Annotated in this window: 13 protein-coding genes and 2 tRNA genes; 5 read left to right on the top strand and 10 right to left on the bottom strand. The window is 70.8% G+C overall.

Features of this window, described 5'->3' with window-relative positions; all coding sequences use genetic code 11:
• Window positions 1–191 precede the first annotated feature (191 nt).
• On the bottom strand, window positions 192–1580 hold the full coding sequence (tig, locus tag ACIQHQ_RS01990; RefSeq protein WP_402609139.1) for a trigger factor: 1389 nt from the start codon (window positions 1578–1580) through the stop codon (window positions 192–194).
• A 193-nt stretch (window positions 1581–1773) separates the two neighbouring features.
• Window positions 1774–1850, bottom strand: a tRNA-Pro gene (locus ACIQHQ_RS01985).
• A gap of 164 nt (window positions 1851–2014) precedes the next feature.
• Here ACIQHQ_RS01985 and ACIQHQ_RS01980 point away from each other — a divergent pair.
• Window positions 2015–2088, top strand: a tRNA-Gly gene (locus tag ACIQHQ_RS01980).
• Window positions 2089–2310: 222 nt separating this feature from the next.
• Here ACIQHQ_RS01980 and ACIQHQ_RS01975 read toward each other — a convergent pair.
• Window positions 2311–4677: a PQQ-binding-like beta-propeller repeat protein gene (locus ACIQHQ_RS01975; RefSeq protein ID WP_402609137.1), complete on the bottom strand. Its 2367-nt coding sequence runs from the start codon at window positions 4675–4677 to the stop codon at window positions 2311–2313.
• Between the two features lie 104 nt (window positions 4678–4781).
• Window positions 4782–4976, bottom strand: a complete 195-nt coding sequence (locus ACIQHQ_RS01970) for a hypothetical protein (protein WP_086603929.1) — start codon at window positions 4974–4976, stop codon at window positions 4782–4784.
• Window positions 4977–5596: 620 nt separating this feature from the next.
• Here ACIQHQ_RS01970 and ACIQHQ_RS01965 point away from each other — a divergent pair.
• A complete protein-coding gene (locus tag ACIQHQ_RS01965) occupies window positions 5597–6781 on the top strand; it encodes an acyltransferase family protein (protein ID WP_402609135.1) in 1185 nt (394 codons plus the stop codon).
• A gap of 15 nt (window positions 6782–6796) precedes the next feature.
• Here ACIQHQ_RS01965 and ACIQHQ_RS01960 read toward each other — a convergent pair whose 3' ends face one another.
• Window positions 6797–7234, bottom strand: a complete 438-nt coding sequence (locus tag ACIQHQ_RS01960; protein WP_402610598.1) for an HD domain-containing protein — start codon at window positions 7232–7234, stop codon at window positions 6797–6799.
• 134 nt (window positions 7235–7368) lie between these two features.
• Window positions 7369–8547, bottom strand: coding sequence for a PP2C family protein-serine/threonine phosphatase (locus tag ACIQHQ_RS01955; protein ID WP_402609133.1), 1179 nt, complete (start codon window positions 8545–8547; stop codon window positions 7369–7371).
• 162 nt (window positions 8548–8709) lie between these two features.
• On the opposite strand from ACIQHQ_RS01955, the gene ACIQHQ_RS01950 reads away from it, so the two are divergent.
• Window positions 8710–9960, top strand: a complete 1251-nt coding sequence (locus ACIQHQ_RS01950; RefSeq protein ID WP_402609131.1) for a GNAT family N-acetyltransferase — start codon at window positions 8710–8712, stop codon at window positions 9958–9960.
• A gap of 91 nt (window positions 9961–10051) precedes the next feature.
• On the opposite strand, the gene ACIQHQ_RS01945 is transcribed toward ACIQHQ_RS01950, so the two are convergent.
• Window positions 10052–10861, bottom strand: coding sequence for an Fpg/Nei family DNA glycosylase (locus ACIQHQ_RS01945; protein WP_402609129.1), 810 nt, complete (start codon window positions 10859–10861; stop codon window positions 10052–10054).
• Window positions 10862–11133: 272 nt separating this feature from the next.
• A complete protein-coding gene (locus tag ACIQHQ_RS01940) occupies window positions 11134–11619 on the bottom strand; it encodes a ribose-5-phosphate isomerase (RefSeq protein ID WP_402609127.1) in 486 nt (161 codons plus the stop codon).
• Window positions 11620–11895: 276 nt separating this feature from the next.
• Here ACIQHQ_RS01940 and ACIQHQ_RS01935 point away from each other — a divergent pair, with 276 nt between their 5' ends.
• Window positions 11896–13386, top strand: coding sequence for an amino acid permease (locus ACIQHQ_RS01935; protein ID WP_402609125.1), 1491 nt, complete (start codon window positions 11896–11898; stop codon window positions 13384–13386).
• 89 nt (window positions 13387–13475) lie between these two features.
• On the opposite strand, the gene ACIQHQ_RS01930 is transcribed toward ACIQHQ_RS01935, so the two are convergent.
• Window positions 13476–15362, bottom strand: coding sequence for a protein kinase (locus tag ACIQHQ_RS01930; RefSeq protein ID WP_402610597.1), 1887 nt, complete (start codon window positions 15360–15362; stop codon window positions 13476–13478).
• Between the two features lie 242 nt (window positions 15363–15604).
• Between ACIQHQ_RS01930 and ACIQHQ_RS01925 the strand changes: the two genes are divergently transcribed.
• On the top strand, window positions 15605–16330 hold the full coding sequence (locus ACIQHQ_RS01925; RefSeq protein ID WP_402609123.1) for a hypothetical protein: 726 nt from the start codon (window positions 15605–15607) through the stop codon (window positions 16328–16330).
• An 85-nt stretch (window positions 16331–16415) separates the two neighbouring features.
• Here the strand turns inward: ACIQHQ_RS01925 and ACIQHQ_RS01920 are convergent, their stop codons facing one another.
• On the bottom strand, window positions 16416–17036 hold the full coding sequence (locus ACIQHQ_RS01920) for a biotin transporter BioY (protein ID WP_402609121.1): 621 nt from the start codon (window positions 17034–17036) through the stop codon (window positions 16416–16418).
• Window positions 17037–17534 lie beyond the last annotated feature (498 nt).

The raw sequence follows: 17534 nt of genomic DNA, 5'->3' as shown, positions 1-17534 counted from the left end.
CTAGGAGCCGTTCGGGGACTCCACTGCCCTCGTATTCATGGACCCTAACGCGCGGGTCCCTTCGGGGAATCCCGGAGATGGGAGTGTTCGCCGGGGGCGTAGCGACTGGGGGGCAGCGGTGCGGGTGCACGCAAGGAGGGCCCGGGGTTCGCACCCCGGGCCCTCCTTGCGATTCAACCGGTGCCGGGGGCTCAGCCCTCGGTCTTCTCCTCGGCCGGGGCGTCCTCGGCCGGGGTCTCCTCGGCGGAGGCCTCGGTGGTCTCCTCTTCCTCGTCGTCGAGGTCGATGATCTCGCCGTTGGTGTCCTTGACCGTGGCCTTCTCGACCACGACGGCCAGGGCCTTGCCGCGGGCGACCTCGCCGACCAGGAGCGGAACCTGGCCGCCCTCGACGACCGCCTGGGCGAACTGGTCGGGGGACATGCCGGAGGAGGCCGCACGCCGCATGAGGTGCTCGGTGAGCTCCTCCTGGTTGACGTTCAGCTTCTCCTGCTTGACGAGCTCGTCCAGCACGAACTGGGTCTTGATGCCCTTGACCGCGGCTTCCTTGGTCTCGGCGTCGAACTCCTCCTCGCTCTTGCCCTGGATCTCCAGGTACTTCGCGAGGTCGAGGCCCATCTGGCCGAGCTGGTGGTGCTCGAGGTTGTGCTTGCGGGTGTTGATCTCGTCCTCGAGCAGCTTCTCGGGGACCGGGACCTCGACCAGCTCGAGCAGCTTCTCCAGGACGCGCTCCTGGGCCTGCGTGGCCTGGTCGTACTGCTTCATGTTCTCGAGGCGCTTGCGGCTGTCCGCGCGCAGCTCCTCGATGGTGTCGAACTCGGAGGCGAGCTGCGCGAACTCGTCGTCCAGCTCGGGCAGTTCACGCTTGGCGACCTGGGTGACCTTGACGGTGACCTCGGCCTCCTTGCCGGCGGCGGAACCGCCCTTGAGCTCGGAGGTGAAGGTGGTCTCGCCACCGGCCTCCAGGCCCTTCACGGCGTCGTCGATGCCGTCCAGCAGCTCGCCGGAGCCGATGGTGTAGGAGACACCGTCCGCGACTCCGTCCTCGAGGACCTCGCCGTCGACCTTGGCGCGCAGGTCGATCGTCACGACGTCGCCGTCTTCGGCGGCACGCTCGACCGGGGCGGTGGAGGCGAAGCGCTCGCGCAGCTCCTCGACAGCCTTGTCGACGTCCTCGTCGGTGACCTCGACCGCGTCGACCTCGACCTCGATGCCGGAGAAGTCCGGGATCTCGATGGTCGGGCGGATGTCGACCTCGGCGGTGAAGTTCAGCGTCTCGCCGTCCTTCAGCTCCGTGATGTCGACCTCGGGCTGGCCCAGCACGCTGAGCTCGGCCTCGTTGACCGCGTCGGTGTAGAACTTCGGAAGCGCGTCGTTGACCGCCTCCTCCAGAACCGCACCGCGGCCGAACCGCTGGTCGATGACCCGGGCCGGGACCTTGCCCTTGCGGAAGCCCTTCACCGTGACCTGCTGGTTGATCTTCTTGTACGCCGCGTCGAGGCTGTCCTTGAGCTCCTCGAAGGGCACCTCGACAGTGAGCCGAACCCGAGTCGGGTTCAGGGTCTCCACGGCGCTCTTCACGGTTCGGTCTCCTTGTGGCTGACTTCTTGGTTTCTGCCGGGGCCAGAACGGCCCGGCGGATTTCGCCGCCCGGAGGACTTCAGACGATGAGACACACGGGCGTGCAGCTTGCATAGTAACGGCAGCGACTACACCGCCCAAAAGGCGATCACGCAAGCGATCGGATGGGCGATCACGCGAGTGATCGGGTGGCTGGTCGGGGTGGCGGGATTTGAACCCACGGCCTTCCGCTCCCAAAGCGGACGCGCTACCAAGCTGCGCCACACCCCGTCTGGTGCGAGACGTAGGGTACATGCCGCGAGGCGGCGTGGCCGCCGCATTTCCACAGGGTGTGCGCCGCGCCGTCTGGGACGGGAATGCGGTGTGCGACGGAGGGGGCCGACCCGCTACGATGCCTTCAGTGCCGCGGTCACCCGACCCGCGGCGCGTGCTGTGCGGGCGTAGCTCAATGGTAGAGCCCTAGTCTTCCAAACTAGCTACGCGGGTTCGATTCCCGTCGCCCGCTCCATACGGCTCAGGGCCAGGCGGAGGATCATTCCTCCGCCTGGCCCTGAGTGGTTCCGGGGCTGCGTCCAGTCCGGCGTGTCGTGCCGGGCTCGCCCCCGATCGGGTGGGGTGGACTGCGCGGTGAGCGCTTCCGCCTCATCGCACCGATCGTCGCCTCGTCGCCCGGCCATCGGCCGGCGACACGGGCCGGACTGCCGTGTACCGCCGCCGGACGGCCGTGGGGTCAGAGGTCCCGGACGTCGACGCTGTAGACGGAACGGACGCCGTACGGGACGTACAGGGCGTCGCCGACGAGAGACAGCGGCGCGCCGGAGGTGACGAGCAGGCTGTCGACCCGGCCGCCGTCGTCGCGGCCGAGCCGGGTGGCCTCCACCTTGCCGCTGCGCGCGTTCAGGGCGGCGAGGCGGCCGCTGGGCGAAGCGAAGTAGACGTGGGTGGCGGAGGCGGTCGGCGGCCCCTGCCGCTCCAGGGTCGAGTTGGATTCCCACCGTGTGCGTCCGGTGAGCGGCGCAACGGCGCGGACGCCGCCGCTGCCCCGCGTGAAGTAGACGGTGCCTCGGACCAGATAGGCCCTCGACGCCTCGGGCCGGGGCTTCGCCAGCCGTCGCACGGTGAGCTCGCGCGAGGAGACGTCGATCAGGGTGAGGCCGTGGGCGGTGGACGTGCCGTCCACGAACACCAGATGTCCCTCCTGAGGACCCAGCATCTCCAAGGCGCCCTCGGCCTTCACGGTCCAGCGCAAAGTCCCGGTGGCCGGGTCGATCTGGGAGACGGTGGTCCTGGCGCGCTTCTCGTCGTCCGCCTCGGTCGTGCAGATCAGGTAGGCACGGTCGGCCGCCGAGTCCAGCGAGCAGTCGCCCCAGGCGCCCGGCTCCGGCTGCCGCCAGCGGACCTTGCCGGTCTCCGCGTCGAGCAGGGCGTACTCGTCGCCCTGCGATCCGTGGAAGGTGACGACACCCTGGGACACGGCCGTGGCACCGCCGCGGGGCCCGTCGGGGACTCGCGCCATCTCGCCGCTGCCGGTCGGGGTCCGCCACAGCTCCTTGCCGGTGTCGGCGGTCAGGGCGTGGACCGTGTAGCTGGATCCCACGCCGCTCGTGCCTTCCGCGTCTTCGGCCCCGTAGGCGTAGACGCGCCCCTTGCCGGTGCCGATGATTGCGCCCTCGTCGCCGAAGACGCCGCCGGGCGTGGTGTCGACGGGCCGGCTCCAGGTGTTGCGGCCGTCGGCGAGAGCGAAGCGGGTCGCCATGAGGTCGGATCCGGCGCACACGAGGGAGGCGTCGACGACGGAGCAGCCCTTGAAGGACGTGTCGACCCCGCTCCGGCCGCCTTCGCCCTCCGCCGGGGCCTTCGCCCTGGCGACCCACGGCTTCCATCCCTCGGGAAGATCGGCGGCTCTGGTGGTGGTGGAGGGAGGTGGACGGTCGTTGTCCTGGATCAGGGTGACGGTCGTGGTGACGATGGCGGCGAGGGCGACGGTCACGGCGGCCGAGACCAGCAGCAGCCCGTGCCGGCGGCTGCGGGTGCGGCCGGCCTCGGGTCCTGGAGCTCCGGCCGGGTCGCGTGACGGCTGGGGCTGTTCCGTCAGGGTCTCGTCGAGTCGGGGGCGCGGCGCGTCGGGCCGTTCGGCGTCCGCCCCGCCGTCCGCCTCCTCCGGCAAGGAGTGGAACGTCTCGCCCCGCTGCGTGCGGGCCGCGTCGGGCCATACCCTGCCGGCCGGTTCGGTCGGCCGTGCGCCCGGCCACGGGCGTACCAGGCGTGGTGTGCCGGTGCCGGAGGTGCCGCCTGCACGGAGCAGGGTGAACAGTTCGTCCGCGGCGGGGCGGGACTTCTGGTGCTTTTCCAGGCAGAGGCGGATGAAGGGGAGCAGTTCGCCGGGGACGCCGGTGAGGTCCGGGTCGCCCTCGACGACGCGCAGGGCCGTCTCGTACGGGCTGGGGCTGTCGAAGGGGCCGCGGCAGGTGGCGGCGTAGGTGAGGACCGAGCCGAGGGAGAACATGTCGGCGGCCGGTCCGACGTCCTGGGGGGCGGCGAACTGTTCCGGGGACATGAAGGGCGGGGTGCCCATGACGCGGCCGGTCTGGGTGAGGACGTCGGAGGGGGCGAACTCGACGGCGCGGGAGATGCCGAAGTCGATGACGCGGGGGCCGTCCTCGGCGAGCATCACGTTGGCCGGCTTCAGGTCACGGTGGACGACTCCGGCGCGGTGGATGTCGCGCAGCGCCTCGGCGAGGCCGGCGGCGAGATCGCGCAGGCGGGGCAGTGGGAGCGGGCCGTGCTCGCGGACATGGGAGCCGAGGTCCGCGCCCGGTATGTAGAGCGTGGCCATCCAGGGATGCGTGGCGTCGGCGTCCGCGTCGACGACGGGGGCCGTGAAGGCGCCGCTGACCCGGCGGGCGGCGGCCACTTCACGGCGGAAACGGGTGCGGAACTCGTCGTCGTCGGCGTACTGACTGTGCACGACCTTGATCGCCAGGCGTCGGCCGGAGGCGGAGCGGGCCAGGTAGACCACTCCCATACCGCCGGATCCGAGACGGTCCTCGATGCGGTAGCCGCCCACCTCCGCCGGGTCAGAATCGCGCAGCGCCATCCCCGTACGTTCCCCCCGTCACGCACCGTCCTGTGGTCGGGGCGAGCGTAACCGCCCCTGCGCCGGGCCCGCAGCACGGGGCTCGGAGGGGGCCTCCCGCCCGGTCAGAAGCTGATGGAGTTGATGGTCTGCGCTATCGAGTTGAGGAACCGCTGGATGTCGTCGGCCATGCCGGTCGAGGCGAGGAAGAAGCCGAAGAGGACCGCGACGATCGCCGGCCCTGCCTTGATGGATCCCCCTCTCAGCAACACCACAAGGATGATCGCCAACAGCAGCACCACAGACAGTGAAATGGCCACAACTGATCACACCCTCGGTCGGTCCGCTCTCCCGGCCCGGGGACGCGACCCCGCGCACCCCGCCAGGACCATCGTGCCACCAACGTGGCCTGCCTATGCGGCCGGTGACGCATCGACTGCGCCCGTGTCGCCCTCACCGGCGCGTGACGCCTGTGCGCAGGAGCCGACACGGGAAGTCGTACGGCAATTCGACAGGCCACCCGCACAGGGAATTCGACCGCATCGTTTCCATCTCCACACAACGCGTTCGCAGCTAATTCGAATTGTTGCCACGGACTCATCAACGCCCGTGCGGGGCAGGGGTGAAGGCGGGCGGAAGCGGACATTCCGCAGGAGTCGCCTGCTGGTCTTATGCGTCACTTAGTCCGGAAGTATCATGACAAGCAGGGGCTGGGCATGCACCCAATCCGCCATCAGGCGATGTGTCGGCCATCACGCCGACAGCGGCGTCAACCACCCGTAATCCGGGGTACCCGCAGCGAATAGCCAGGAATCACATCCGGCGTTTTACGAATAGCTGCAGGGAACGCTAGGGTGCCTCAGATGTTCCACGCTGCCTCGTCCCCCGTATGCGCAGCGAGGTCCCGGACCGTCTCCCCGAGCTCTTGGTGGGAGGGTCTGTGACGAACTCGCTGCGACCGAACGGCGACCGCAGGGCTCCACTTCCCCCGGCACAGTCGCCGGTCGACGGAGTGCCGAGCCCACGCTCGCCGCAGAGCACGCAGAAGAAGCAGAACGGCAGACAGCGCGACGCGTTCTTCGACAACGCCAAGTACCTCGCGATCGTGCTGGTGGCCATGGGTCACGCCTGGGAGCCGCTCAAAGGCGACAGCCGGGTACTCGAGGCGGCGTACCAGGTCGTCTACGCGTTCCACATGCCGGCGTTCATCATCATCTCCGGCTACTTCTCCCGCAGTTTCGACATGCGGCCCAACCGGCTGAAGCGCCTGATCACCGGCGTCGCCGTGCCGTACATCATCTTCGAGACGGCCTATCCGCTCTTCAAGCGGGTCATCGACAGCGACCCACACCAGGAGATCAGCCTCCTCGACCCCTGGTACCTGACCTGGTTCCTGGTCGCGTTGTTCATCTGGCGTCTCACCACCCCCATCTGGAACCTGGTGCGTTGGCCGCTGCCGCTGGCGCTGGGTCTCGCCATGCTGGCGACCGTCACCCCGGAGATCGGTGACGACCTGGACCTGCAGCGCGTCCTGCAGTTCCTGCCGTTCTTCGTGCTGGGCCTGGTGATGAAGCCCGAGCACTTCCACATGATGCGCCGCCGTTCGGTGCGGATCGCCTCGGTGCCGGTGTTCGCCGTCGCGCTGGCCTTCAGCTGGTGGGCGGTGCCGCGCATGAACACCGCGTGGTTCTACCACCGTGACGCCGCGCAGGAGCTGGGCGCCCCGTGGTGGACCGGGCCGGTCATGGTGCTCGCGATGTTCGGCTGCTCCCTGGTGCTGACGGCCTGCTTCTTCGCCTGGGTGCCGCGCCGCCACATGTGGTTCACCGCCCTCGGCGCCGGCACGCTCTACGGCTATCTGCTGCACGGTTTCCTGGTGAAGGCCGGCGACTACCAGGGCTGGTTCGAGGCGTCCTGGCTGCACCACCCGGCCGGTGAGATCCTCGTGACCGCCCTCGCGGCCGCCGTCGTGACGGTGCTGTGCACCAAGCCGGTGCAGCGCGTCTTCCGGTTCGCGATGGAGCCGAAGATGGACTGGGCCTTCAAGCGGGACGCCGCCGAGCTGGCCCGCGAACGCCAGGGCGCCGAGCGGCGCGAGCGCGAACGCGAGAAGGTCAACGCCTGACGCTCGGGGCGGGATTCATCCGACGAGACCGAGAAGTGCGCGCATCCGTGCGTACTTCTCGGTCAGCCGTGTGCGGGTCGCCTCGTCGAGGACCGCGAGGCGGTCCGGGTCGGCGTTGTGCGCCAGGTCCGACTCCTTCACCAGCAGCGCGCCGGGCGTGGCGAGAATCCGCGCGGCGTACTCCTCCGGCGGCTCCCCCGCCCGCTTGGTGACGGCGAGGACGATGTCCTTCGTACGGCTGCTCAGCGCGGCTCCGCGCAGCCACTCGGCAGAGAGCGCGGCGTCCTCCACGGCGTCGTGCAGCCAGGCCGCCGCGATCTGCTCCTCGTCGCCGCCCCGGGCCCGTACGCCCTCCGCCACGGCCCGGAGGTGTTCGGCGTAGGGCCGGCCCGCCTTGTCGGTCTGGCCGGCGTGCGCGGCCCGGGCGGTGGCCTCCACCTCGGCCGGCGTCATGGGGGATGTCTCGCTCACCGCTCCAGTGTCTCCCCGCGCTGCGCCGCCCGGAACGGCGGGCTGCTCATCGTCCGGACGGCCGCCGGGCCTCTGGGCGACCGTGGCCGTACGCCCGGGGAGCAGGAGGACCCGCTTCAGCGGATCGCGGCCGCCGTCGGTCCCTCGCGGCAGATCAGCAGCAGGGCCCGGTCGTCGTTCACGTCCTTGGCCACGGCCTCGATGAGGTGCCAGGCGGCGCCGTGGAAGCCGCCGGCGACATAGCGATCGGCCTCGCCGGTGAGTCGGTCGATGCCCTCGACGATGTCGCGGTCGGCGGTCTCCACCAGGCCGTCCGTGAACAGCATCAGCACGTCCCCCGGCCGCAGTGAGCCCTTCACCGGGTCGAACTGGGCTCCGTCGTACACCCCGAGAAGCGGGCCCTCGGCCACCTTCTCCTCCCAGCGGCCGCTGCCGGCGCTGAGCTGGAGGCCCGGCGGGTGGCCCGCGGAGTAGAGCTCGTAGTCGCCGGAGTCGAGGTCGAGGACCAGGTGGATCGAGGTGGCGAAGCCCTCCTCCCAGTCCTGGCGCAGGAGGTAGCCGTTCGCGGCCGGGAGGAAGGCGTGCGGCGGGAGCGAGCCGAGCAGGCCGCCGAACGCGCCGGACAGCAGCAGGGCGCGGGAGCCCGCGTCCATGCCCTTGCCGGAGACGTCGGTGAGGACGACTTCGAGCGTACGGCCGCCGTTGGTGCGGGCCGCCACCACGAAGTCGCCCGAGAAGGACTGGCCGCCCGCCGGGCGCAGGGCCATCTCCCGGTGCCAGCCGTCCGGCAGGTCGGGCAGCTTGCTCTGCACCCGGATGCGTTCACGCAGGTCGAAGAGCATGGTGCCGCCGCGCCGCCAGGGCACACCGACCCGGCTGCGGAACTGGGCCAGGAGCAGCCCGAAGAAACCGCAGGCGGCGACCACGAGCACGATGCCCGGGGTGACCCTCGACGGGCCCTCCGTGTACGGGCCGAGTCGCACCGACTCCACGATCAGGGCCGTGGCCGCCGCCGCGTACAGCCCGAGCAGGCTCGCGGGGCGGAGCAGCAACCCGCCGACGACGACCGGCAGGACCAGCGCGGCCGGTGAGAACCACACCGAGTTCGCCAGCGTCGCCGCCGCGATCAGGGGAACCATCAGGAGCAGACCGCCCAGGGCGATCCAGTCCGAGCCGTTGCCGCGGAAGTAGTCCACGGCGGCTCGGCGCACGCCGACGCGGACCCGGTGCCACTGTTTCTTCAACCGGGCCGTGAACGTGTCGGCTTCCGCGCGCCGCTGCCGTCCTGATGCCATTAGTTCGGGACCCTATCCATCGGACCAGCCCCTTGGCACGGGAGGTCCCACTTGTCCCCCGTCCGAGGGCCGACTTCACAGTGAACTTCACCGCGCGCAGCGCTGCCGTCACCGGGGAGAAATTCCGTCGCTCGTCCCGCATCGCCCTGGTAGGCATGGCTCATGGCACTTGACGCGAACGGTCTTTCCACCGGCCTGCGGGTCCTTCGGCAGGACGACTGGGACAAGTGGTACGACACCCTGGTCCGGGGCTTCGGAGGGGTGCCGGAGGCCGCCGAGGAGCGGAAGTTGTGGAACTCCCTGACCGAGTTCGACCGTTCACTCGGTGTCTGGGACGGGGACGAGTGCGTGGGGACGGCCGGGGCGTTCAGCTTCCGGCTGACCGTGCCCGGCGGCGCGTCACTGCCGGTCGCGGGTGTCACGATGGTCAGCGTGGCCGCCACGCACCGCCGGCGCGGCATCCTGACCTCGATGATGCGGCGGCAGCTGGACGATGTGCGCTCGTGGGGGGAGCCGCTGGCCGTGCTCACGGCCTCCGAGCCGGCGATCTACGGGCGGTTCGGGTACGGCAACGCGACCTTCTCGCTGCATGCGGAGATCGACACGAGCCGGGTGCGGCTGTCGGTGCCGGACGGTACGGACGACGTACGGGTGCGGTACGCGGCGCCGGCCGAGGTGCTCGATGTGTGCGAGGCGGTGTACGCCCGGCTGGTGCCGGCACGGCCGGGGATGCTGGAGCGGCGGCCCGGCTGGGAGCGGCTCGGGGTGCTCGATCCGGAGAGCGAGCGGGACGGGGCGTCGCCCCTGCAGTGCGTGCTCGCCGAGCGGGACGGGGAGACGGTCGGGTACGCGCGCTATCGCGTCAAGCCGGTGTGGGAGTCGACCGGGGCCGACGGCAAGGTGGTCCTGGAGGATTCGGCCGCGCTGGACCCCGCGGCGGACGCGGCGCTGTGGCGGTTCCTGTTCGGGATCGACCTGACGTCGACGATCGTCGTGCGGGGGCGGCCGGTGGACGACGCGTGGCAGTACCTGGTGTCCGACCTGCGGCGGTGCAATCCGCGGTTGCGGGACTCCCTGTACGTGCGCCCGGTGGAGGTGGGGGCCGCGCTGGGGGCGCGCACGTATCAGGCGCCGGTGGATGTGGTGTTCGAGGTGGAGGACGCGTTCTGCCCCTGGAACGCCGGGCGCTGGCGGCTGAGCGGGGATGCGAAGGGGGCGTCCTGCGAGCGTACGGCGGATGCGGCGAATCTGGCTCTGTCCGTGCGGGAGTTGGGCGCGGCGTATCTCGGCGGTGTGTCGCTGGCCTCGCTGGGCGCCGCGGGACGGGTGCGGGAGTTGCGGCGGGGGGCGCTGGCGGAGGCGTCGCTCGGGTTCGGGGCGGGCGCGGTGCCGTGGTTGCCGCACGGCTTCTGACGCCCGGGTGCGGCGCTGGCGGAGGCGTCGCTCGGGTTCGGGGCGGGCGCGGTGCCGTGGTTGCCGCACGGCTTCTGACGCCCGGGTGATCTCAGGGGCGTTGGCAGGCCGGGCACCAGAAGAGGTTGCGGGCGGCGAGATCGGCGGTGCGGATCTCACCGCCACAGATGTGGCAGGGCAGGTCGGCCCTGCGGTAGACGTACACCTCGCCACCGTGGTCGTCCACGCGGGGCGCGCGGCCCATCGCCTCCGGGGTGTGCTCCGGGCGGACGGTGTCGATGCGGTTGTTGCGGACGCCCTCGTGCATGAGGTCGACGAGGTCGGTCCAGATCGCGTGCCACTCGGCGGGGGTGATGTCCTTGCCGGGGCGGTAGGGGTCGATGCGGTGCCGGAAGAGGACCTCCGCGCGGTAGACGTTTCCGACGCCGGCGATGACCTTCTGGTCCATGAGGAGGGCGGCGATCGTCGTACGGCTGCGGGAGACGCGGCGGAACGCGGTGTCCGGGTCGGCGTCGTCGCGGAGGGGGTCGGGGCCCAGCCGGTCGTGTATCGCCTGCTTCTCCGGGGGTGTGATGAGGGCGCAGGTGGTGGGGCCCCGCAGATCCACGCAGGCGGTGTCGTTCGCCAGGCGGAGGCGGACGGTGTCGGTGGGGGGCGGTGCTGGGGCCGGGCCGAAGGTGACCTTGCCGAAGAGACCGAGGTGGATGTGGATCCAGTCGGTGTCGCGGAAGCCGAGGAAGAGGTGTTTGCCGTGGGCTTCCGTGTGGGTGAGTTCCGTGCCGGTGAGGAGGGCAGCGGCGGCCGTGAACTTGCCCTGAGGGCTGGTGACTCGGGGTTTCGTGCCGAGGAAGGTGGCGCCGTAGTCCTGGGCCAGGCGGTGGATCGTGTGGCCTTCCGGCACGGTTCTCCTTGTGATCGTCGCCCTTGCCTCAGCCGTTCGGTGAACCGTGTCGGGCGGTCGGGCGGGCAGCACGGCGCCCCGCGACACGGCAGGCCCGCCCTCGCGGGGGTTCGCTTCCGCGTCCCGCAGGGTTCCGCCTGAGCCGCCCCGGCACTCGGGCTGCGGCCGAGCTCGGGTAGCCCGCCGCCGGCAGGGGCTCCGGGCCACGCCGGATCGGGCAGCCGCGTGGGAGCGGCTGCCCGAGTTGGTCCGTCAGCGCACTGCCGGGGGGACTACCGCTGCGGGTGGTGCGGCGGGATCGGGGGCAGGTCGCCGGTCGTTTCGTAGGCCGACAGCATGTCGATGCGGCGGATGTGACGTTCGTCACCGGAGAACGGAGTACCGAGGAAGGTCTCCACGAACTTCGTCGCCTCGTCCTGCGTATGCATGCGCGCGCCCACCGCGACGACGTTCGCGTTGTTGTGCTGGCGGCCCAGGGCCGCCGTCTCCTCGCTCCATGCGAGGGCCGCGCGGACGCCCTTGACCTTGTTCGCGGCGATCTGCTCACCGTTGCCCGAGCCGCCGATGACGACGCCGAGGGCGTCGGGGTCCGCGGCCGCGCGCTCCGCCGCCCGGAGGCAGAAGGGCGGGTAGTCGTCCTGGGCGTCGTAGATGTGCGGGCCGCAGTCGACGGGGTCGTGACCCGCCTCCTTCAGCCACTCGACGAGGTGGTTCTTGAGTTCGTAGCCCGCATGGTCCGAGCCGAGGTACACGCGCATGGGACGAGTGTGACACGGGTGTTTCGGGGAAGGCGCGCGGGGTGGCGCTCGGGAAACCCCGAGGTCAATGTGAGCCACATTACGGAAGCCCAGGGAAACCTCAAGTAACAATCTGAATTCAAAGGTTCTCCTGTCCGTTCACCTCCGATTCACTGGACCGGCTCGTACATCGCTCGTGCGAGCCCCGTACACCGCCGTGCCGCGACACACCCCGTTCGTGCGGCTCGTGCGGTTCCGTACGGAAGTACAGCTCCCCGGCGCAAAGGAAACCCGTCCATGACCTCGCAGCCGACCATGAACAAGACCGGAAACGATCCCGGAGGGCCCGGAGATCCCGGAGCCCAGGGCTCCGGGCTGCAGGCCGGGCTCAAGAACCGGCATCTTTCGATGATCGCCATCGGCGGTGTGATCGGCGCCGGACTCTTCGTGGGGTCCAGCTCCGGTATCGCCACCGCCGGACCCGGCATCCTGCTGTCGTACGCCCTCGTCGGCACGCTCGTGGTGCTGGTGATGCGGATGCTCGGTGAGATGTCGGCCGCCAACCCGACCTCGGGTTCCTTCTCCGCGCACGCCGACCGGGCGCTCGGGCCGTGGGCCGGTTTCTCCATCGGCTGGCTGTACTGGTTCTTCTGGGTGGTCGTGCTCGCCGTGGAGGCGACCGCCGGTGCGGTGATCCTGGAGGGCTGGATACCGGCCGTGCCGCAGTGGGGCTGGGCCTTGATCGTGATGCTGGTGCTGACCGCCACCAACCTGGTCTCCGTCGGCTCCTACGGCGAGTTCGAGTTCTGGTTCGCCGGCATCAAGGTCGTCGCCATCGCCGCGTTCATCGTCGTCGGCGGACTGGCCGTCTTCGGGCTGCTGCCCGGCGTGGACAGCGAGCAGGCCGGGCTGGGCAACCTCACCGAGCACGGCGGCTTCCTGCCCAACGGGGCCGGTGCCATCCTCACCGGTGTGCTGCTCGTCGTCTTCTCCTTCATGGGCAGCGAGATCGCCACCCTGGCCGCCGGTGAGTCCGAGAATCCGCGGCAGGCCGTCACCAAGGCCACCAACAGCATCATCTGGCGCGTCGCCGTGTTCTACCTCGGCTCGATCGCCGTCGTCGTGTGCCTGCTGCCGTGGGACAGCAAGTCCATCGCCAAGGACGGCTCCTACGTTGCCGCGCTCGACTCGCTCGGTATCGCGCACGCCGGTCAGATCATGAACTTCATCGTGCTGACCTCGGTGCTGTCCTGCCTCAACTCCGGCCTCTACACGGCCTCCCGCATGGCCTTCTCCCTCGGCCAGCGCGGTGACGCGCCGAAGGCCTTCGCCCGCACGACCTCCAACGGAGTGCCGCGCACGGCGATCCTCGCGTCCGTCGCCTTCGGCTTCGTCGCCGTCTTCTTCAACTACAAGTTCCCGGACTCCGTCTTCCTGTTCCTGGTGAACTCCAGCGGCGCGGTCGCCCTGTTCGTGTGGCTGGTGATCTGCTTCTCCCAGCTGCGCATGCGGAAGATCATCAAGGCCGAGGCGCCCGAGAAGCTCGTGGTGAAGATGTGGCTGTACCCGTATCTGACGTGGGCGACTGCCGCGCTGATCGTGTTCATCCTGGGCTACATGCTCACCGACACCGAGCACGACGGGCGCCAGACCATCCTGCTGTCGCTGCTCGTCGCGGCGGTGGTGCTCGTCATCGCCGTCGTCCGGCAGAAGGTCGGTGGCGGCCGGTCCGCCGCCGACGCCCCGCAGGTGCAGGACGCGGAGCGGAGCGAGGTCTCGGCCGGCTGATCCTCCGGCCGCTCGTCGTTCGTGGTGAACGGGGCCCGTGGTGTGTGCTGCCGCCCGGCAGCACATGCGACGGGCCCCCTTCCGTGTGCCTACAGCACCGTGAAACTCTCCTTGACCTTCTCGTAGGTGACGCGCGCCTCCTGCTCGATCCCCTCCTCGTACCAGGTGTTGACCTGGTACGACTTGCCGGTCACGTTGAAGCCGAGAAGTCGGGCGTGCCAGTGGACGCCCTCCAGCGTGAACGTGTACTCCCAGACCACGGCCGGGTGGCCGCGGAACCTCGTCTCCACCAGACGGATCTTGCGGTAGTCCTGGCCCTGGTGGGCGTTGCGCTCCGAGGTCTGCCAGGTCTCCAGCAGGTCCCCCCGGGCCAGGGAGGACCTGCCCACCAGTTCCTGGGAGCCGTCCGGGGAGGTGTAGTGCACCTCCGCGCCCGTCTTCACGTCCCGACGCCAGCCCTCGGGGGTCGCCCAGGCGAAACCGCCGGCCTCCCGGTGCGTGCCGGGCGGCAGGGGCTGCGGCCTGGAGGTGCCCTCGACGGTGGGCGAGGCGGTGGTGCCGCCGGTGGTGGCCGGTGTGGAGGTGGAGGACCCCGCGCGGGAAGTGTCGTCGTCGCCGGGTGAGCCCGCCGGCATCGCCAGCAGGATTCCCGCGACGGTGCCGGCGGTGGCGAGGGTGGCCGCCACGGCGGTGAGCACCCTGCGGCGACGGCCCGCGCCGGTTCGGGGGCCGGGGCGGGGTGTGGCCGGGGCGGCCGGTCCGGGGAGTTCACCCGGCGGCATCGGCACGGGCGCCGGGTGGGGGCGGTGCTCGGTCTCCGCCTGTGCCCGGGTGAGGGAGACGCGGCCCGGGCGGTGGGTGGTACCGGCTCGGCCCTCGGAGCGCGCCGCCGGCCCGGTCCTCGCGGCGGATTCCGCGGGGGTGGAGGGTGCGGTGGGTGCGCGGTGGTGGTGCGGGTCCGGGACGGGGGCGGGGCGGCGGGGGTCCCCGGGGGCCGTGGGGCGAGGAGCGGGGCGGCGGGCGGGGGTGGGTGACTCCCGTGGGGGTGTGGGCGGAGGCGTCGGCGACTGCGGTGCCGTGCCCGGCTGTTGCCCCGCGAGGGTGGTGTGCGCATCGAGGGCGGGCTCCGGCTCCGGTATCGAGTCCCGCGGCCCCACCGCGACCGTGGGTGTCGGTGCCGGATACGCCACTGGTTCCAGCGCCGTCTCCAGGGTTTCCAGGTCCGGGCGGGCCGACGGTTCCTTGGCCAGCAGGGCGGTCAGGATGTCCCGCACCGGGCCCGCGCAGGCGGGGAGTTCCGGCTCCTCGTACAGGACCGCGTGCAGGGTTGCGAGCGTCGTGTCGCGGGAGAACGGGGAGCGGCCGCCCAGAGCCGCGCAGAGGGTCGCGCCGAGGGACCAGACGTCGGACGGGGGGCCCTGGGGGCGGCCGGAGATGCGCTCGGGGGCCATGTAGTCGGGCGAGCCGACCAGCATGCCGACCATCGTGAGCGCCTTGGCGTCCTGGATCGCGGCGATGCCGAAGTCCGTGAGGACCACCCGCCGTCCGTGGCCGGAACCGTTGCCGTTGCCGCGTGCGGATCCGGCCGGCCCGTCCGCGTGTTCCACGAGCACGTTCCCGGGCTTGATGTCACGGTGCAGTACGCCCCGTTCATGCACCTGCCGGAGTGCCGCGACCAGACCGAGGCCGATGCGGGCCGTCTCGCCGGGGCTCAGGGGACCCGTCTCCGCGAGGATCCGTTCGAGGGAGCGGCCCGCCACCAATTCCATGACGATCCACAGGCGTTCGCCCTCGTCGACCACGTCGTAGACGCGTACGACATTGGGGTGGTCGATGCGGGCCGTGGCCCGGGCCTCGCGCAGGGTGCGTTCGCGGCGGGTCCTGCTGTCCTCCGCGTCGAGACCGTCGATCCGCATTTCCTTGACGGCGACCTGCCGGTCGAGTATTTCGTCGGCGGCTCGCCACACCCGCCCCATTCCCCCCTGGCCGATACTTTCGACCAACCGATAGCGTCCCGTCACCAATATCCCTGGAACACCGCCGCTGTTCGCGTTCCCCGGCAATTCGCTGCACCCCCTCCACGACGCCGCGACCGACTCCAGTGAAACACAACGGTCACACTTCGCACCGCACCAGGATAGTGCGGCGAAATCTTGTGGTACCTCTTTCAGTGCTGCGAATTCAGGCGCAGCCCAGGGGGACGCAAGGGGGGCCGAACATGAGTTCTCGTCACACGACGACAATCGCGGGATCGCTGGTCATGGCATCTTTCTCGGCGGTGATGATCCTCTCCGGCACGGCCGGCGCGGAGGACGACGGACCGCCGACCGGCAAGGGGGGAAAGGCGGTCGACGAGGCACCGGCCGACGTCAGGCTCACCACGCTGCTGCCCGGGAGGATCTCGGTCGACAACGGTTCGGAAAAGACGTCGATTACCGCCACGGTGAAGAACGAGGGGAGCAAGGACAGCGGGAAGATCAGGCTGTTGGTCGTCGGATTCGACGGACTTGTCGTCAAGGGCGTCGAGGGGTGTTCGGCGATACCCGAGAACGGACTTCCAAAGGGTTCGAACAGCGGATTCGTGTGCCCGATCGACAATCTCGAGGCCGGTCAGTCGAAGTCGTACGCCGTGGATGCGACGTACGACCTCGGCAAGACCGGGAAGATCTGTCTGCCCGTGCAGACGAGCGACGGGAAGAAGACCTTCTGGCAGCAGGGCCCGGTGCCGTTCGGCACGAGCAACCCGTCGCCCGACGCCCCGGCCACGCCGCTGCTGCTCGGCACCGACAACGAGCCGGCGGGCCCGGGCCGCAAGGAGCTGCCGAAGACGGGTCCGGCCCGTGATCTGCTGCCGTTGGGCGCGGCCGGTGCGTCGTTGCTCGCGGTGGGTGTGGCCGGAATGTGGTGGTCGCAGCGGCGGCGGCCGGGGGTACGGGAGGGCTGATTCAGCCCTTGGCGGCCCTGCTGACGCCAAGAGGCCCGCCGGGGGCGTCATGCCCCCGGCGGGCCTCGGCGCAACACCTGCGGGTTCAGCGCTTGTTCACGAACTTCCAGGCCGTCGGGAGCGCGCCCATCGCCAGCGCCGCCTTCAGCGCGTCGCCGATCAGGAACGGCGTGAGGCCGGCCGCGATGGCGGCGGTGGCGGACATGCCGGTGGCGAGGGCCAGGTAGGGCACGCCGATGGCGTAGATGATCGCCTCGCCCACCAGCATCGCGCCCGCCATGCGCAGCATCGAGCGGTCGGCGCCGCGGCGGGCCAGGGCGCCGACGACGGTGGCGGCGAGGATCATGCCGAGGATGTAGCCGAAGGACGGGGCGACACCGGAGGAGGCACCGGCGAACCACGGCACACCGGCGACGCCCGCGAGGGCGTACAGCGCCAGCGCGAGGAAGCCGCGGCCGGCGCCGAGGGACGTGCCGACGAGCAGCGCGGCGAAGGTCTGGCCGGTCACCGGCACCGGGGAGCCCGGGACGGGCACGGAGAGCTGGGCGGCGAGGCCGGTGAGCGCGGCGCCGCCGAGCACGAGGGCCGCGTCGCGGACACGGGTGGGGGCACCGCCCTGCTCGAGCGCCGCCGAGAGCTTGGGGGAGGGGAGCAGGTCGGCGAGGACCTGTCCGGCGCGGGCGGGTGTGGCGGCAGCGGTGCTCATGGGGACTCCGCGGAGTGAGGGCCGGTGGGACACCGTGACGCTATCCCAGCGCCCTCGCCCCGATCACCGTCAGCGCTCGACAAAGGCGTGGACCGGCGATTGGTCGACTTCGAACAAAGGGTGCGGGCTACACCGAGGACGGCGTGATGCCGGTCACGGTGATGGGATGGTGCGTGCCACGTCGGCCGGACCGAGGGGCTTCTGTAGGTTTCCACCAAAGCGCCGCGTCCGCCGTCACGCCCGCGGTCGCCGCCCGCGCGGTCCCGGGCCGCTTTCCCGGCGTCGCGAACGGGCTCATCCCCGAGTCCACCGTGCCGCGGCGCTCCAAGGGCTCGTGAGGGCCGCGTCGACCGCTCGACCTGGACGACTCCCGGTTCGCGGTGGGCGACGGCCGAGCCGGCGATCAGGGACATCCACGTCGGCGTCGAGGGCGAGGAGAGCGACGCGTCGAGGGCGACGCCCCGCACTACACACCGGTCGCCGCCCAGGCACGCAGAG

The organism is Streptomyces sp. NPDC092370 (assembly GCF_044755265.1).
Classification (GTDB): Bacteria; Actinomycetota; Actinomycetes; order Streptomycetales; family Streptomycetaceae; genus Streptomyces.
The sequence above is the reverse complement of the archived record's forward strand: the minus strand, read 5'-3'. Positions and strand labels throughout refer to the sequence as shown.

Excerpts from the sequence above, each read along its gene's own strand:
- ACIQHQ_RS01975 (WP_402609137.1), bottom strand. The coding sequence starts at position 4,677 with ATGGCGCTGCGCGATTCTGACCCGGCGGAGGTGGGCGGCTACCGCATC.
- ACIQHQ_RS01960 (WP_402610598.1), bottom strand. The coding sequence starts at position 7,234 with ATGACGCCGGCCGAGGTGGAGGCCACCGCCCGGGCCGCGCACGCCGGC.
- ACIQHQ_RS01955 (WP_402609133.1), bottom strand. The coding sequence starts at position 8,547 with ATGGCATCAGGACGGCAGCGGCGCGCGGAAGCCGACACGTTCACGGCC.
- ACIQHQ_RS01950 (WP_402609131.1), top strand. The coding sequence starts at position 8,710 with ATGGCACTTGACGCGAACGGTCTTTCCACCGGCCTGCGGGTCCTTCGG.
- ACIQHQ_RS01940 (WP_402609127.1), bottom strand. The coding sequence starts at position 11,619 with ATGCGCGTGTACCTCGGCTCGGACCATGCGGGCTACGAACTCAAGAAC.
- ACIQHQ_RS01935 (WP_402609125.1), top strand. The coding sequence starts at position 11,896 with ATGACCTCGCAGCCGACCATGAACAAGACCGGAAACGATCCCGGAGGG.
- ACIQHQ_RS01930 (WP_402610597.1), bottom strand. The coding sequence starts at position 15,362 with ATGGGGCGGGTGTGGCGAGCCGCCGACGAAATACTCGACCGGCAGGTC.
- ACIQHQ_RS01925 (WP_402609123.1), top strand. The coding sequence starts at position 15,605 with ATGAGTTCTCGTCACACGACGACAATCGCGGGATCGCTGGTCATGGCA.
- ACIQHQ_RS01920 (WP_402609121.1), bottom strand. The coding sequence starts at position 17,036 with ATGAGCACCGCTGCCGCCACACCCGCCCGCGCCGGACAGGTCCTCGCC.